Source organism: Paenibacillus radicis (ex Xue et al. 2023) (genome assembly GCF_024722015.1).
Lineage (GTDB): Bacteria > Bacillota > Bacilli > Paenibacillales > NBRC-103111 > Paenibacillus_S.
Genome location: NZ_JANQBD010000002.1, coordinates 441527 through 458651, shown reverse-complemented (window position 1 = coordinate 458651; position 17125 = coordinate 441527). Strand labels below are relative to the sequence as shown.

The 17125-nt window shown below is 42.4% G+C and carries 17 protein-coding genes and 1 riboswitch; of the genes, 15 read left to right on the top strand and 2 right to left on the bottom strand.

Going from position 1 to position 17125, the window contains the following annotated elements:
- Window positions 1-101: 101 nt before the first annotated feature.
- From NV381_RS04705 to NV381_RS04650, 12 genes are all read left to right on the top strand, one after another.
- Window positions 102-1835, top strand: a complete 1734-nt coding sequence (locus NV381_RS04705; RefSeq protein ID WP_258212112.1) for a sensor histidine kinase — start codon at window positions 102-104, stop codon at window positions 1833-1835.
- Entirely contained in the window at window positions 1832-3325 is a 1494-nt protein-coding gene (locus NV381_RS04700; protein ID WP_258212111.1) for a response regulator, read from the top strand. The genes NV381_RS04705 and NV381_RS04700 overlap by 4 nt, the downstream gene beginning before the upstream one ends.
- Window positions 3326-3515: 190 nt before the next feature.
- Complete coding sequence (locus NV381_RS04695; RefSeq protein ID WP_258212110.1) at window positions 3516-4013, top strand: PCYCGC domain-containing protein; 498 nt, start codon at window positions 3516-3518, stop codon at window positions 4011-4013.
- Between the two features lie 182 nt (window positions 4014-4195).
- Window positions 4196-4786 carry a TVP38/TMEM64 family protein gene (locus tag NV381_RS04690; protein WP_258212109.1) on the top strand — a complete coding sequence of 197 codons (591 nt, stop codon included), beginning with the start codon at window positions 4196-4198 and terminating at the stop codon, window positions 4784-4786.
- Window positions 4787-4830: 44 nt separating this feature from the next.
- The gene (locus tag NV381_RS04685; RefSeq protein WP_258212108.1) at window positions 4831-6720 is read left to right on the top strand and encodes an FAD-dependent oxidoreductase; all 1890 of its coding nucleotides are present in this window, start codon (window positions 4831-4833) and stop codon (window positions 6718-6720) included.
- A gap of 13 nt (window positions 6721-6733) precedes the next feature.
- Entirely contained in the window at window positions 6734-7540 is an 807-nt protein-coding gene (locus NV381_RS04680) for a GNAT family N-acetyltransferase (RefSeq protein WP_258212107.1), read from the top strand.
- A 4-nt stretch (window positions 7541-7544) separates the two neighbouring features.
- Window positions 7545-7961, top strand: coding sequence for a GNAT family N-acetyltransferase (locus NV381_RS04675; protein ID WP_258212106.1), 417 nt, complete (start codon window positions 7545-7547; stop codon window positions 7959-7961).
- A 60-nt stretch (window positions 7962-8021) separates the two neighbouring features.
- Window positions 8022-8102: riboswitch (ZMP/ZTP riboswitch) on the top strand.
- 121 nt (window positions 8103-8223) lie between these two features.
- Window positions 8224-8715, top strand: a complete 492-nt coding sequence (locus NV381_RS04670; protein ID WP_258212105.1) for an NUDIX domain-containing protein — start codon at window positions 8224-8226, stop codon at window positions 8713-8715.
- Window positions 8716-8788: 73 nt separating this feature from the next.
- Window positions 8789-9247: a GNAT family N-acetyltransferase gene (locus NV381_RS04665; RefSeq protein ID WP_258212104.1), complete on the top strand. Its 459-nt coding sequence runs from the start codon at window positions 8789-8791 to the stop codon at window positions 9245-9247.
- 26 nt (window positions 9248-9273) lie between these two features.
- The gene (locus NV381_RS04660; protein WP_258212103.1) at window positions 9274-9714 is read left to right on the top strand and encodes an NUDIX domain-containing protein; all 441 of its coding nucleotides are present in this window, start codon (window positions 9274-9276) and stop codon (window positions 9712-9714) included.
- A gap of 32 nt (window positions 9715-9746) precedes the next feature.
- Complete coding sequence (locus tag NV381_RS04655; RefSeq protein WP_258212102.1) at window positions 9747-10220, top strand: GNAT family N-acetyltransferase; 474 nt, start codon at window positions 9747-9749, stop codon at window positions 10218-10220.
- Between the two features lie 40 nt (window positions 10221-10260).
- Window positions 10261-10665 (top strand): GNAT family N-acetyltransferase, encoded by a 405-nt coding sequence (locus tag NV381_RS04650; RefSeq protein ID WP_258212101.1) that lies wholly within the window; start codon window positions 10261-10263, stop codon window positions 10663-10665.
- Window positions 10666-10670: 5 nt separating this feature from the next.
- Here NV381_RS04650 and NV381_RS04645 read toward each other — a convergent pair whose 3' ends face one another.
- On the bottom strand, window positions 10671-12128 hold the full coding sequence (locus NV381_RS04645) for an amidase family protein (RefSeq protein WP_258212100.1): 1458 nt from the start codon (window positions 12126-12128) through the stop codon (window positions 10671-10673).
- Between the two features lie 179 nt (window positions 12129-12307).
- Window positions 12308-13687 (bottom strand): MFS transporter, encoded by a 1380-nt coding sequence (locus NV381_RS04640; protein WP_258212099.1) that lies wholly within the window; start codon window positions 13685-13687, stop codon window positions 12308-12310.
- 110 nt (window positions 13688-13797) lie between these two features.
- On the opposite strand from NV381_RS04640, the gene NV381_RS04635 reads away from it, so the two are divergent.
- From NV381_RS04635 to NV381_RS04625, 3 genes are all read left to right on the top strand, one after another.
- Entirely contained in the window at window positions 13798-14127 is a 330-nt protein-coding gene (locus NV381_RS04635) for an ArsR/SmtB family transcription factor (protein ID WP_258212098.1), read from the top strand.
- Between the two features lie 492 nt (window positions 14128-14619).
- Window positions 14620-15408, top strand: a complete 789-nt coding sequence (locus NV381_RS04630) for a squalene/phytoene synthase family protein (RefSeq protein WP_258212152.1) — start codon at window positions 14620-14622, stop codon at window positions 15406-15408.
- 247 nt (window positions 15409-15655) lie between these two features.
- A complete protein-coding gene (locus NV381_RS04625; RefSeq protein ID WP_258212097.1) occupies window positions 15656-17071 on the top strand; it encodes a HEAT repeat domain-containing protein in 1416 nt (471 codons plus the stop codon).
- The last annotated feature ends 54 nt before the right edge of the window (window positions 17072-17125 follow it).

Below are 17125 nucleotides of genomic sequence, written 5' to 3'. Positions count from 1 at the left end.
ATAGGGTATGACTTGCACAGGGTGGCAACCAGATTGTCTGCGTTAGTAGTAAAGCGTTGTGCCGAGGATGTGATGCCAGCAGATAGAGAAGGTGACTTCCGTTGAAATTATCCTATTCTCTGCGAATGAGACTGTCGATCTTATTCTTCCTGACACTCATCGTGCCTCTGATTATTATCGTTTTTGTAATGCCCTCCTATTATCAAAAGCTCATCACAACCGATACGACAACATTGACTGAGAGCAGTCTAACTTCTTTAACGCATAATATCGAAACGTACTTGGAGGATTTGGAGCGCCTCACCGTTACTCCTTATTGGAGTGAAGAGGTTATGCGTGCATTGAAAGCAAAGGCGAATGTTTCCTATGAGTCAACCGACGCTTATTCACAGTTTTTAACGGATAAAGCACTGAATGTGACATTGCCTAATTTTCTAAAAAACCCCCGCAACGATATCTTAGGCACGATTTTACTTTCCTATGATGGTTCCGTATATGTCACTTCTGCTTTCAAAAATGAACCGGTGGACAATTATCCATTTACAGAACAGGGCTGGTATAAGCAGGCTGTAGAGGCTGACGGCAAGGTCAGCTTTATAAGTGCTCACGCACAGGACTATTTAAAAAAGCCTACTATTACCCAAGTGTTTTCCGTTGCTAGACTGATTAAGGATCCCGATTCCAAACAGCCGCTAGCTGTCATGAAGGCCGATGCGGATACGGTCATTCTCGAAAAAATTGCCAACGACATCAAATTTAATGTGAGGTCGATCGTTGCAATTTTTGATGAGCAGCATCATTTGATTTATTCCACAGCCAGCCTGCCGCAGGAGCTTCAGCAAAAGCTGCTTTTCCCAGCGCTGAACGGTCAAACCATAGATGAATACGTAGTCGTTTCGAAGAAGGTCACACAAGCCAACTGGAATATTGTTGTGCTGCTCGACAATTCAGAGCTCAAAGCCAAGCTGGAGGGCATTTATATTGTTGGCTTGCTGCTTGCTGGAGGCGGTATTGTGCTGACATTGCTTGTCTTTTTCACTTTGTCCCAATGGATTATTAAGCCTTTTAGAGAGATGACCTTTGTTATGAAAAGGGTGCAAAAAGGAGAGCTTCTTACTCGTGTTGCCGTTCGGGGAAAAGACGAAGTTGCGGAGCTTGGTAAGGCGCTTAATACGATGATCGACCAGCTTAAGGAATTAATAGACAGTGAATATAAGGCGGTTTTAAATCAAAGGGATGCTGAGTACAGGGCATTGCAGTCACAAATTCAACCCCATTTTCTATACAATACATTAAATGGCTTTATAGGATTAAATCGGGTGGGGGACCGGCGTTTGTTAGAAAAATCCATATTATCACTCAGCAGTATGCTTAGATATATATTGGAGCATAATGATTGGTCAACCGTCGCTGAAGAAATGCTATTTATAAAAAAATACGGTGAGCTTCAACAGCTTCGCTTTCAAGACCGCTTGACCTTGGATTTATATACGGACCCAGCTGCAACCGCATATCTTCTTCCCAAATTGCTGCTTCAGCCACTTGTTGAGAACGCAATCATTCATGGTATTGAGCCGTTAAATCGTTCGTGTACGCTAACAGTGTCATGTCTCATACATAATACTCAGAATGAAGAAGCGCTTGTAATTACTATTAGGGATGATGGAGCGGGATTTGCCCCAGATAAGGTAGATGATTCAGTGGCTATAGGTCTAACGAATGTAAGAAACCGACTTCTGATTGCATACGAGCATGCGGATATTCACATATGGAGTGAAAGCGACCAAGGTACCCTTGTTACGATCACCATACCATTACGGGAAGTGAGACTATGAGAATTGTCATTGCTGACGATGAAGTGCTGGTTCGTTTAAGCTTGCGAAGTATGATCGAGGATATGGGCTCGACATGGACGGTTACCGGTGAGGCAACCAATGGGGTGGAGCTGCTGGAATTGTTGAAAAGCGACGCTTCCGATATTGTGCTTATTGATATACGTATGCCCTTGATGAACGGTCTGCAAGCGATCCAACAAGCACATACGGTTTCTCCTCATACTTCCTTCATTGTTATCAGCGGCTATTCCGATTTCAGCTTCGCCCAGGAAGCTTTGAAGCTAGGCGCAGAGGATTATCTGTTAAAACCGGTCAGTCCAGATGATCTGGAGTCTTCGTTGGTCAAAGTAAGCAGAAGCGTAAGAGAGCAGCGTATTCTTCACAACAGGCAATTTGAGTCAACTATGCATTCTTTATTACTTGGAATGACGACACTTGAATCTGAACCGTCCGGAGCTTTATTCTCAGAGTCTTGCTTTCAGGCAGTAATAGTATATACGGACAGCAGTTTATCCGCTGCTTCAAGAGCAAGCAAGCAGCGTGAAATAGGTTCAATTATAAGAGACTTGGTCGATGAGCAGACGCATGGAGGACTTCGCAAGGCTAAATTGGTTTTACCTCAAGGTGAACTCGCCTTTATTTGTTCTTGGAATTCGGATAATTATGAACGAGGCGCTGCAGAATCCTCTAACATGATTAATCAAATCAATAATTCGATTCAACAGTTCAAAACGGAGCAATATGCAATTACATCGGTTGTTTTGGAACCTTGCAGCAGCATCGCTGCTTTCCAAAGCAAGTGGATTTCTCTTCATGAGCTTTCGGCACTGCGCTGCTTATATGAGCACGGAAAAACATTGGAGCTCCACTTTTTAGAGGAAATGGAACATAGGGGATCATTAGCCGGGCTGGCGCGAAAAGCCTTCGAATTACTGGATCATTATAGGAAGCAAGATCACACGGAATACATGAAAGCAGTGGCCATGTTCAAAATGCAGATCGGAAGTCTCAATGAGGCTTTGGCATCATCGCATAAAGCTCAGCTTAGCCATTTTCTGAACGTATCCATGGATTGTCATCTGGATGCCTGTCGGCCGTTTCACGAATGGTATGAGGCACTTATTAAAAAGGGAGAAGAGCTGCTGTCCAAACATCAAGGAACTGACAATGCCACCTGTCTAGTTCAAGCTACTATAGCATTTATAGAACAAAACTATGACCAGGACATCAGTATCTCGCTAATAGCTGAACAACTGGATGTTACACACAATTACTTAAGCACGCTCTTCCATAAGCGGATGGGAACGACGTTCATGAAATATTTAACCGAATATCGAATGATCCGGGCCAAGGAATGGCTGGCAATGCCGAGCATTCAGGTGCAGCAGGCTGCTGAGAGGGTTGGCTATTACAGCACAAGGCATTTCACGAAGCTGTTTACCGAATTTGTCGGTTGTTATCCATCAGAATACAAGAAACGGTTCAGTTAATTATTGCACTTACATGTATCGGTTGGATTGAGGATGCTATTCTGTTGGGAAAAGACTAACAGAATAACATCCTTATTTGCGATTATGTGACTCATGTAAGGGTTACCTTCTTCTCAGATGGGAAAGATGAAATAATACTCTAAGCGTTATATAATACAAGTACTTACTATACATAAATTTGAGGTGGGCTATGAAGCTGTTATCAAAGTCATTGATTATTGGCGTTTCCTTGGCAGCCATGGTGGCCTGCAGCTCCAATAAAGAGGCTGCAACTAAAGTACACGAGGGTCATGAGGCTGCCGGGCATGTAGAAAAGGATTTACAGGAGAAAACATCTTCCCTGCAGGTTTTGCCTAAATTTTTGGCGAATCAACGCGAAGAGATACGGATGATTTATCAAATAGCTGCCGCTAACGCCGACTTGCTGCAATGGATGCCTTGCTACTGCGGCTGCGGAGAGAGTGTCGGCCACCAAAGCAATAAGAATTGTTTTATTAAAGAGGTAAATAAAGACGGGTCCGTCGTATGGGATGATCATGGCACCAGATGTGGTGTATGTCTTAACATTGCTTTGGAATCAGCCAAGCTCAAGAAAGACGGTCTAGCTGATAAGGATATTCGTGCCTATATCGATGGAAAGTACAAAAGCGGGTTTGCCAAACCAACTTCAACACCTATGCCTTTATAAAATGATGTAGAGCTAAACAAAAATTTTAGATAGGCTGCATAGCAACCATGAACGATATTGTACGTATTACTAATTCAGTTTGGGAGAACATGATTAGTCTTGAGCCCGAATATGATTTTACTATGGCCAAGCAGCACGATCATTCAACTATAAAGAGCCGCTAAGAAAGGTGACTACTACAAATGAGCTGGATAGACAAGCTTGCCGGTTTGACTTGGGAGGATATAGAACTTATTTTATTCCGGTACGAAGCACTCGGTCCAGTGCCGGGTATTCTTGCGACGTTTATCGAATCGTTTGTACCCATATTGCCTTTAATCGCAATTATCATTGCTAATGTGAATGCTTATGGGATTTGGGAAGGCGCTTTGTATTCGTGGATCGGTGTTGTTAGTGGTGCTGCATGTGTATTTCTGTTTTTTAGAAAATTCGGTGGACGTTTTCGCGGCTATATTGAACGTAAATATCCAAAGGCGCAAAAGTTCATTGTTTGGGTAGAACAGCACGGATTCACGCCGATTTTTGTATTGGCTTGTTTCCCGTTTACACCCTCTGCGTTTGTAAATATTGTAGCTGGAATTTCTAAGCTGCCTAAGAGTGTTTTTCTGATCGCTACTTCAATGGGGAAGGCTGTAATGATCCTTATTGTATCAATTGCAGGGCATGATCTTGGCAACCTGCTTAACCAGCCGTGGAAAATGATCGCTATCGTCATTCTCCTGGTATCGATCTGGTTCATGGGCCGTAAGCTGGAATCGAGATATACGAGATAACAACAAAGCATGGCCAATATCAGGAGAATGAACGGTGAGCAGAAGTGAACATAAACAATTGGATACCCAGAACGTTCAATAGCATTTTATTAACCAGCACACTCCTTGCTGCTTCGGCAATTACTGCAGGTGTGTTTGGCTATTATGGCCTCCACCGTGATAGCGACGGCAGTTATACGCTATATCCTAATTTCGCTCATGATCCGGATGTCGTTGTAATAGGCACTGAGCTTGAAGGGATGTATTTGGCTCAAAAGGCTAAGCAGGAAGGGCTTAATGTCCTCATTCTGGAACCGAAAAGCAGCTTGGGAGGACAGCTTCTTCAAGGTGAAATGCTCTATTTGGATGGAACCTATGATGATCAGGGCAACTCATTAGTACAAGGGGGCATGAAGGAGCTCTTTCATCAATATGAAGCTGGAGCCATTCGGAATAAACCGCAGTTTGCCCAATATTTTCATCATTTGATCGATCGAATCCCGCTTGAAAAGAAGGTTGAATTAAAGAATGTGTATTCAGATGGGGGGCAGGTTGTTTCTATCCAATATGTAAATCGGTTTGGAAAAACAAGAACCGTATATCCACATTATGTGGTCGATAATTCCGATGATGCCGCTCTGATACGAAAGCTGAATTTAGAGCCGCTTCAAGGTTTGGAAGCGCTTTACGGCGCTAGGGAAAAGGAATATATGAGTGCTACCTATATAATGCGGTTCAAGGGTGTCGATTGGCATAAATTTTACAGTCACTTCTGGAAAATGGATAAGGTGGAGCGGGCTCATAAGTATGGACCGGAAACGTATGTAGATTCCAATATCTCGTATGGCTTTCCTCCAGTGGTGTCAGCTTACAAGCTGAACAACAAGGAATGGCTTAATCTGCGTGGACTTAATATATTAAATCAAGGCAACGGTGAAATTGTCATTAACGCACTCCAGGTATATGGGGTGGATCCCAGCAGAGAAGAAACTATTGATAGGGGAATGAGATTGGCCAAGGAGGAAATGGCTTCCATTAGGGATCATTTGCGCAAGCAAATCATCGGCTTCGAAGGGTTGGAGCTTAATGGGGATCCTAACTATTTGTATATCCGTGAATATAATCATTATCCTACCGAGTACGTGATGCAGGCGTCTGATCTGATGAGTGGCAGAATGTTCTGGGATAATGTCAGTATTGGCGGATATTTTCTGGACATTCAGGGATCTCGATCCAATAGGGAAGGCCTTGCAATTGGACGCCCTGATAAATATGGAATCCCGTTGCGCAGTTATTTATTGCAAGGCACTAGTAATGTTGTGACAGCGGGCAAATTGGTTGGCTCAACGGCAGTCGCTTATGGAAGTACGCGCATCCAACCGAATGGCACGATTGCTGCCGAATCTATAGGAGTACTGATGGCGCAAATGCAGGGAAGAAGCTTAGGGACTGCAAGCAAGGAAGAGCTGGACCGGCTTCATCGTTATATGGAGAAAAAATATCATATCAAACTCCAGCCGCGGGAATCTAATAATAAAATCGCACATCTTTCCGAGCGGGAAAAGACTCAACTGAATCAGGGAATCCTAACGCTCCTATCTGGGGATACCGTGGCTCAGCATCTGCCGTTTATTCGTATGGTGGTTGATGGACGGGAGTTATCTTTTAGCGGAATCAAACCGATTCTCATTCAAGGGATACCCTGGGTGCCACTAAATCAGACATTTGAAATGCTGGGAGCCCAAAATGTACGTTATGATGCTGAAAATAAGCGAATTACCTTTACGTATGCGGGCAGGAAGGAGACTATCGAATCGCCTCTAGTCCATGTATTGAATAATTTTGTTATGGTAGATTGGGAAACAGCAGTGAAGGCGCTTGGCTACCATTGGCAGTGGAGTGAAGCAGAGCGGGTAGTTACTGCACAAAAGACACATCATTCGGATTATAATTAAAAGGGGCTGTCCTATGTCATTTCAAATACAAACGCATGAGTTTGCTGAGCTTATGGAAAAAGCAGAAATTGATTATATGATCGATCGAATGAATGCGATAAAAGAACGTCCTGGTAATCCGATGGGTATCGAAATCGTAAAGTTCGGCGGGGCAATAGCCTTTTACAGTAAAGAAATGCCCTGGCCTCAATTTAATACAGTGAAAGGAATTAGCTTTAATGATCTTCATGTCTTGGATGATATCCTGGAATTTTACAAGAGCAAGGGCAGCCGATTGCAATTTGAAATTATCCCAACCAAGGCCAAAAAAGAACTAATGAAGGCACTATTCGAGAGAGCTTTCTATCAATCTGATTTTCACGCCACATTATATGGACACCCTGCAGAAAAGAGCATCTCTGGTGGCTCAGTTACAGTTCGCGAACTAGAAGCTGATGAGATTAATTTGTATGCGGAAATACATTGTCTCGGAACAGGCCTATCATTGTCTGGTAAAAGTCATGTTGCCGATAATAATAGAGTTCTTTTTAATAGAGAAGGCTGGAAATTTTTTGGCGGATTTGTTGACGATACTCCTGCTGGCGTTGGGGTCATGTACATAAAAGATGGACTGGCCTCTTTAACCTTTGCAACAACTCTGCAGGAATTCAGAAATAAAGGGGTTCAAAAAGCTTTAATAGAAAGAAGAATATGGGAAGCTTGCAGAAACAACTGTAATTTGGTCATTAGCCAAGCGGCATATGCTTCAACAAGCTTCAGGAATATGGAAAGAGCAGGATTGAGACTGGGATATACAAGAGGGACATGGATAAGGGGTTAACGAAATGTATGAATTAAGAGAAATGAACATACAAGATTATGAAATGGCAATAGAACTATGGAAAAGAACGGAAGGAATGGCTCTAAGTAACGCTGATTCAAGGGAGTCCATCCACAATTATTTGATTAGAAATGCTGGAATGAGTTTTGTTTGTGTAGATAATCAACGAGTCGTTGGAACGATACTATGCGGGCATGACGGACGAAGAGGCTACATTTATCATGTTGCTGTGGATCCGGAATATCGGGGGAATTCCATTGGAAAGCAATTAGTAGCTAGAAGTTTAGCTAAGCTTAGATTGGAAGGGATAGACAAATGCCATATCATGGTGATCGAAGATAATGAAATTGGAAATCATTTCTGGAACCGCTCGGGCTGGATGAAAAGAGACGGTATCTTATTGTACTCAAGTCATACATAAGAACTTATGGAATAAAAATATTGATTTTTCTAAATATTCAGATATGATTATAAGTAAATATTTGACATGTGTAACTGGCGATAACGTAGATAACTACGAGGAAACACATGGATTATACAGCCGTTCGCCTGGGCAAAGTGTTTGGTCATTGATCAAATGCTTTTTATTATTTTAGGGAGATGATTAGATGGCTCGGGCGAGAAATGAAATGTCGGCAATCGAAGCAATAGACTAGAAACAAAAAAATGAGGTGATATCTGGGATGATTAGAAACACGGTCAGAGCTTTGATAGTTCAGGACGATCATTTGCTTTCCATAAAAAAAGAGAGACCAGGGATTGGTGTCTATTATGCACTTCCGGGCGGTGCTCAAGAGCCTGATGAAACATTGGAGCAAGCTTTATATCGTGAATGCATTGAAGAACTTGGGGTGAGTATTGTAGAAAGTAAATTACTTTGTATCAGAGAGTACATATCTTACAACCATGAATATTCATTTATTATGAAGGAAGTCCACTCTTTAGATTTTATTTACCTGTGTAAGACTGAACCAATCCATACTGACCTAAATAGTATCCAAGCAGATATTGGACAAATCGGGATTGAATGGTTGCCTATTAGTAAAATTCGAGAGTCTTTAATTCAGGACGATGAATCTATGAGAATGTATAAGTTCCCTAGAACGCTACATGATTTTTACATTGAATATTTTTTGACTGAAAAAGTTGAGCTTTGCAAAAGTATTAGGTTTTAAAGCATATTAATAAGGCACTTAAATTTCCTGGCGGACAACGTTGGATTGAAGGAAAGAGAGGCAATAATTCAAAATGATGAATAATTTCACGTATGCGCAAGCAACAATTCACGATTTAGAGGATGCCGTTCCCTTGTTTGATCAATACAGAATCTTTTATGGACAAGAATCCGATGAGACAAGTGCGAGAGCATTTTTGTTTGAAAGACTAGTTGCTCGGGAGTCAGTTATTTTTATTGCGAAGGATAGAACACACGAAAAAGCAGTAGGGTTTATGCAACTGTATCCTTCATTTTCTTCCATCTCCCTCAAACGTTCTTGGATACTCAATGATTTATATGTAGTGGAGGCTTATAGGGGGAATGGGATCGCTCAGCAATTATTAGAGGAAGCGAGGAATTATGCTGGAGCTTGCGCTGTTAAAGGCATAGAGCTGGCAACGGCGCAAGATAATGTAAGAGCTCAAAGATTATATGAACGGAATGGATACAAGAAGGATGAGCAGTTCTATCATTATTATTTGACTCTATAAATGCAATCAGAAGGGGGAGAGTTGTTGTGCTTACTTTTATCCAGGAAATACCCGTCGATAAGCCTGTTAGTGGAGTCCACTGCATACCTGTTTTAGATAATGGAAACCTGATTATGGTTTGGGATAGGGAGGAACGAGTATTAACAACAATTGGTGGTAGGCTCGAAAAAAATGAATCGTTAATAGAAGCATTGAGACGAGAAGCTATTGAAGAAGCAGGAATACAAATAGAAGACGAGGTAATTCCTTTTGCTTGCTGGTATTGGGAAGAGTTTGGCTCCTACAGGCTGTATTTTTTGACAAAAGTTAAGAAATTCATTGAAATGCCTGAACAATATGAAACGACGGGATATGTAATAACGAATTTTGAAACGGCAATAGACATGATACAAAAAATCGAGGGACGAGAAGAACGAATTGCAATCATTAGGAAAGCTGGTATCTTAGCAGGTCAACTGAAGGAGTAGGGAATCAGCAATCCAAAAATAAGAGAAAAGGAATGGAAGCTGACATGCAAATCATTCAAACCAAGGATTTTGAAGCTATCGCTCATTTGAATAAGACTGTGCAGGACGTGCATGCGGAGTTATATCCAGACCACTTTAAGGAATATAATTACGAGACGATCAAGGAGTTTTTCAAATCAATCATAGATAGACCAAATTACATATTTCTAATACTGGAGAATGATCAACAAAATATTGGATATGCTTGGATAGAAATCAAGGAATATGCGGAGAACCCGTTTAAAAAGGCATATAAATCGATAAATATCCTTCAACTGAGCATAAATTCAAGCGAGCAGAACAAAGGCTATGGAAGTCAATTAATGGCGAAGATAAACGAAATAGCGGAATTAAATAAAATTGGAAAAATAGAGCTGGATTACTGGCATAATAATGGTGCAGCAAAAGATTTTTATAGAAAACATGGGTACAAAACTTATCGTGAATTCGTTTTTAAGGACTTATAAATAAAATGGTTAACATCGAGCGGAATTAAGGATGTGAACTATGGTTCTGGAATATAGATTTGATGAAAGCTGCAGCGTTAAGGAAGTACAAGATGTATTTATTAGCTCAGGAATTAGAAGGCCTGTTGGAGACACAAATCGAATTCAGAAAATGATAAAACATGCGGACGAAATCATTACGGCAAGAGCCGACGGGAAAGTCGTTGGTTTCTTAAGAGCGATTACGGATTATGCTTATTGCTGCTACATCTCAGATATTGCTGTTGATAAAGAGTATCAGGGATTAGGAATTGGAAAACAATTAATTAAAATGCTAAGGCACCGAGTAGGAGAAGAAGAAATTCAGTACATACTCACCACGGCGCCCAAAGCTGTAGGATTTTATGAGAAAATAGGGTTTGAAAAGGCGGATAAAGCTTTTGTAATCAAGAGAAAGATTCATTAGTTGAATTAAAGGAAGCTCTTTAAAGAAGGAGCTTCACGAAATTGGGAATGCTGTTCGAATGAATATGCGAGCTTAATGAGCATGGGCTCACAGTAGGCCCGAGCTGAGAAGGTGACACCAAAGGGTACGCCTGCCGCAGTGTAACCGGCCGGGACAACGATAGACGGATAACCGGCTCTTGAAGTAATTCTTGCTCCAAAATCAGCTGGAAAGAGCAGCGCATCCAAATTATGCTCTTTCATAACGGCGTCGATTCCATCCTGCTGACATAGCTTTAAATCCAAAGCACGATCATGAATATAATTGGGTTCGGTTAATGTACCTGAGGTGTTGTATTCGGCTTGGACAAGTAATGTTTGTCCGTATCTTAAAGTTTCCATTGGATGGTTGTTATTAAAATCAATAATGTCTTTTAGAGAACGAATGGATGCATGTGGACCTAACTGGGATAAATATGCATTGAGAGAAGCTTTAAATTCATTGAGTATGACGGAGGAATACTTAATTTCACGAGCTGTTTTGATATTGGCAGGATCTACTATCACAGCGCCATGCTGCTTCATGATGTCAACGGCATTATTAAAGAGGATGAGCTGCTCCTCCGTTAATTCTTCAAAATAATAATCCCTTGGAATACCTATTCGGGCGCCCCGTAAACCATCCTTGTTTAAAAAATCTGTGTAGTCTGCACATTGCTTCCCTAAGCCGGTACCCATTGCGGGGTCGCTCTCATCCACCCCTACAAGAACATTCAGCAGTAAAACAGCATCGGTAACTGTTCTGGCCATAGGGCCAGCCGTATCTTGACTACTAGAGAGAGGAAGAATGCCTGAACGGCTGATTAATCCGACAGTAGGTTTAATACCAATTGTTGAGCTCAAATTCCCTGGATTCAGAATAGAGCCCGACGTTTCCGTACCAACAGAGACCGTACAAAAGTTACAAGCCACCGCTACACCGGACCCAGCACTGGAGCCGCCAGTCGGAGTTGAGATATTATAGGGATTCAGAACCTGTCCCCCGCGCGAGCTGTATCCAGAAGGCATATTATTGGTCATAAAATTGGCGAATTCCGTCATGTTGGCTTTTCCTAAAATAATTGCCCCGGCTTCTCGCAGCTTTTGAACGATAAAAGCGTCTTTCGTCGCATAAGAGTTGGCGAGAGCAAGGGAACCGGCACTTGTGTGCATTTTATCACCGGTATTGATATTGTCCTTCAGCAGAACAGGAATTCCATGCATCGGACCTCTTGGACCTTGAACTGCCCGCTCTACATCTAAGGACTCTGCGATAAATAAGGTATCCGGGTTTATTTCAAGCACGGAGTTGATAGTAAGTCCGAGCTTGTCAATATTAGCTATTCTATCGAGATACATAAGTACTAGACCCTTCGAAGTCATTTCACCTGAATCGAGAGCGGCCTGAATGTCAGGGATCGTTGCTTCTACTATTTCAAAACTCATAATATTCTTCCTCCCTTTCGATCCAGCTTATGGATTTATCTACTTTAGTATAAACGGATTCTCTAATTTTTACATGACATGAGACTTATTCATCAAAAAAATAAATTAGTAGAATCAAAGATTATACGATGATGAGAATAATCAAGTAAGCTGGATAGGGAGGGGCCTTTGCAGAAATATTAAGCTTGCTGAACTGTCCTTGAAGTATAACGGAGATACAGATGGGAACAGCCTATTGAGGCTATAACGATGATCGCGAGTCCCCAATAAATATTCGCATAGGCTTGTGTAAGAGGCAGCTTTTGTTGCCACACAAGGGCGCTTGCCGTTGCTGCTACTCCGAATGCTCCACTGAAGAACTGCAGCAGCTGGAATAGGCCTAGTCCGGAGCCGATTTGGGCTTTGGGCAGAATGCGGGACATTTCATTAGAAATGCTGCTGGTAAGAAACGTAAATCCTACACTTAATATCATATAAATGAACAATATAGCTATATAAGAAGTGCCGGCAAACAGAGCAAACAGCAACACGGATGCGAGTACTAGCAGCGGAATATATCGAATGATAGAACCGTTGCCATACCGATCGATAGTTCTGCCTACTTTACGTGAGACAAACATAGCCAGTAAAGACCCTGGGAATATGATAAGTCCAGATGCGCTTGCGCTCAATCCATATTGATGTACGAGAATTTGAGGCATTAGGAATAATGTAGCGAAGCTGCATAAATAGGCTGCAATTCCAACGGAGCCAAGCGTTAAATACGAACGATTGCGAAACAGGGCAGGCTGCACGAATGGATCAGCTGCTCGGTGAATCCGAACCACAAACAGGACAAGCGATAGCAATCCCGCTGCCAGGGCAACCCAGTATTGGTTCGTTAAGAACAGAAGGATCCCTGTTGTTCCGATACCGGCTAATAGTGCTCCAAGTGCGTCGAAAGAGCCTTTGGCAGGTGTTTCTTTAGGGATAAGTGCTGTATAGAAGGGTACCAGTAGTAATGTTACTGCGGTTACGGCAAATAAATAATGCCAACCCAAATATTCAACGATAACGCCACCTACAACAGGTCCGAGACCTAAACCGAGTGAAGCAGCCGACATAACCGTGGCCATGGCTTTACCTCGCCGTTCCAGAGGTACATAACGGGTAATTAGCACAAGCGACAATGCAGGAATGGAGCCGGCTCCCGATGCTTGCAGAATACGAGCGATAAGCAGCGGTACGAAGCTATTGCTAAAGAAGCCGCCGATAGCGGCGATGCCAAGCGAGAGAATTCCAATAATGAATAGCCGTCGAATAGGAACAAAATCGGATAACCGGCTATACGTAATGGATGAGATCGCGAATACGATGGAGTAGCCAGTTACTACCCAGGAAGTAGATGAAGCTGACATACTGAATGCGCGAGATACGTCTGGGAGCGCCAGATTAAACATCATCGTATTCATAATTACCAATACAACTGAGATTCCCAGAAGGATAGCGACTCTTCCTTCGCGTAAGTTGGTTGGCTGTGGTTTACCGTCGGATTTGTGACTATCTAGCTTTGACATCATTTACACCTCACATAATTTCTATTGTTCGATTGTAATCGAACAATAGAAATATAACATGCAATATGGTAAAATGCAATCATAAGCTTTAACGTATGAAGGAGGCTTTTTTCATGAAAGTCCTACACCATCCAGACCGAGCGGATATCCAGTTGTCCTCCGTGCTTTATGCCCTAAGCGATCCCATTCGCTTGTATCTTGTTTCCGAGCTGTACAAAGCAGGAGAGCGAGCATGCGGTGAATTCGAAGTTCCCGTTGTTAAATCAACCGTTTCCCATCATGCTCGTACACTTAGGGAAGCGGGTGTTGTTAATGTTAGGATACATGGAACCATGAGATTCCTTTCTATTCGCATTGATGATCTCGAGGCTCGTTTTCCAGGATTGCTGATGTCGGTTTTGCAGGCCTATGATTCCTCAGGCGAACCAGCTTTTCCTTCATAATTTAAATAGAAAACCGCCGATATGGCGGTTTTTTGATAATATTAGAAAGTAGAAGTTCGAACCGGAGGTTCGCCTTTCTAATATTGCAAGAAAAGCCCCTGCTATGACACGAATGTATCTTCCTCGAAAGGGCTTCGATCAGAAGCTTTTCTTATTAACATACTTGAGACCTCCAAACAACATGCATGGTAAATACAACTTCACAAACCTATAATAAATGATATGCTTTTGGTAATAATAGGTTAATTCAAGTTTATATAAAGCTGAATTTTACGTATTTAAATAATGAAATGCTTAATTTCATAAATATGTTATACTTAAAAGCTTTTTTTCTGTGTTTTTTTTGCATATTGCGATAGAGGACAGTAAAATAAGAAAAGAACTAATAAAATAATTCCTGTTTTATGAAATTATATTTATGTTTACAAAAGAGAATCGATTTATGTTGGAGGGCATTTGGTGAATAAGACAAATGATTTATTAAGCGATGCGATGGATATGTTGGCGGAAACAAGCCGAACCTTTTTAATTCCGATTAGCCGTTTGATACCTGGAATAAAGGAAGCGGTAGCCTCTGCATATCTTTGTATGCGTGCTATTGATGAGATCGAAGATCACACTGAACTACCTGCCGAGATAAAAGTTAAGCTGTTATTAGGGGTAAGCAAGCTCATCCAAGAGCCGTCAAGAGAAACGGAGCTGCGTACGCTGTTCCAACCTTATCAAGGTACGCTTTGTGATGTAACAGTACGTCTTAATGATTGGGTTAATCTTTGTCCAGCTTCAATTGCGCCTCGAGTCATTCAAAGTACGGCAACTATGGCTGAACAAATGGCTGAATGGGTTGAACGGGATTGGAAGATTAATACGGAAGAGGATCTTGATTATTACACCTATTGCGTTGCAGGGGCCGTGGGAGAACTTCTCTCCGACCTTTGGAAATGGTTTGACGGTACGGAAACCGATCGAGTCAAGGCGGTGGCTTTTGGGCGTGGTCTTCAAGCTGTAAATATTGTTCGCAACCGTATTGAGGATTCCACCAGAGGGGTCGATTTTTTCCCACCTCATTGGGGGCTTGAAGAAATGTTTGCATACACTGAGCGTAATCTGGAAATGGCTACTGAATATATTGCCGATATTAAGCCTGGGCCAATTCTTGATTTCTGCAGCATCCCTCTGGCTTTGGCACATGGTACCCTTTATGCTCTGTCGAACGGTGAAAGCAAACTCAATAGAGATGCCGTGCTTGAAATTGTAAGTAGAATTACCGGTGAAGATTAAGTGTGATTGTGACTGGCAACAGGGACTAACCTGAGCTTTTGTACGTAATGCAACAGTCCTTTATATAAAAAATGCAATAACCTGTTAAATAACCCATTACCTCTTAGGTATGGGTTATTTATTTGGTCAGCCTAATCATTTGATCGAAACACCTTACTTTTGTGCAAACTTGAATTAGCATTCTGCATATGATCTTACCTCCTGAATTATTATAATTTGAATCAAGTTCACATTAGGAGGTAGAGGCATGGGTCGCGAAGTTCCAGTATTATTAAATGATGAGCAAATGAGAAAGTTTGTAACAGAAGGCTTTTTAATACTTAAAACTGATTTCTCGGAACAATTTCATCAAAAGCTTATGGAGCAATTAAATCAGGTATATGAGCAAGAAGGCAATCCAGGTAACAATTTGCTTCCACGTATTAGAGATTTGCAAAAGGTTTTTGATAATCCAATCATTACCGGTGCATTGACTAGTGTTCTGGGACCTAACTATTTAATGCATACTCATAGACATGGTCATTTTAATGCATCTCCAAAAGCGGGAGGGTGGCACAAGGACAGCTATTGGGGTTACAAAAAAATGCGCAATCATCATCCATGGTGGGCGATGATCATGTATTTCCCGCAGGATACACCGGTAGAACTCGGCCCAACAGGCGTTATGCCTGGCACGCAAAACTATGAGAGCAGGACGTTCGAATCGGATGAGACGGAGGGAGAAGCAGTAGCCAGCGGCAATGCGGGAACCTTCGCATTAATTCATTATGATATATGGCATCGTTCAACACCTAATGTGCTGGGACAGCCTAGATACATGCTGAAATTTGAATTCATGCGAACCGAAGCACCTACAGCTCCTAGCTGGGATTGCTTGGATCGGGAATGGAAACAGCCGGCAGCCTTCAGCACCAAGATTAATGAGCATGAAATGATGTGGAAGGAAACCTGGAACTGGCTTTCTGGTCAAATAGGCAGTTTGGCGGATAGCGAGAAGGTTGATACGGCTAAGGTGCAGGAAGCCGCGGCGCAGCTCGAAGATAGTTTCGAGCCTACCGCATTGAATGCTGCATACAACCTTGCAGCAATGGGTGATGCGGGTATTCAGGCGCTGCTGCAAGGACTTCGTCACGAAAGCCTTAAGGTTTCTCGTACTTCGGCTTATGGGTTGGCGGCAGCGGGCTCGGGAGCTGTGGCCGGTCTGGAAGCTTCACTTGGAGCAGAACGGGTTGAAACCGTGGTTCATGCAGTTTTTGCATTAGGCGAATTGAGGCATTTGGCTGCTTCGGCAATTCCGCAGCTATTAGAGCTGCTTGAGCCGTCAACCGATGTAGTTATTAGACAAACGGTTGCTGAGGCTCTGGCGTTGATCGGAGCACCGGTAGATCAGGTTGTTGAGGGACTTATCCGCTGTCTTAAGGACGAGGATGTGCAGGTTCGTTTCATAGCTGGCCTTTCTCTGTGCCGAATGGGAGCTGCTGCCGATGAGGCGGTGCCGGCGCTTGAAATTGCGCTGGAGGATGATAATCGTTATGTTCGCGGGCACGCCGCGGAAGCGCTTCATTATATTGGCACAGATTCAGCCAAAAAAGTGCTTATCGAGTTTCTGCTGAACTCACGTTGGTGCCCATCGACCACGCCTCAAAGTACATTTTATCCTTAAACTACGAATAAAGAGAAACCTCATTCCTTGGAGAATTGCAAGGGATGAGGTTTT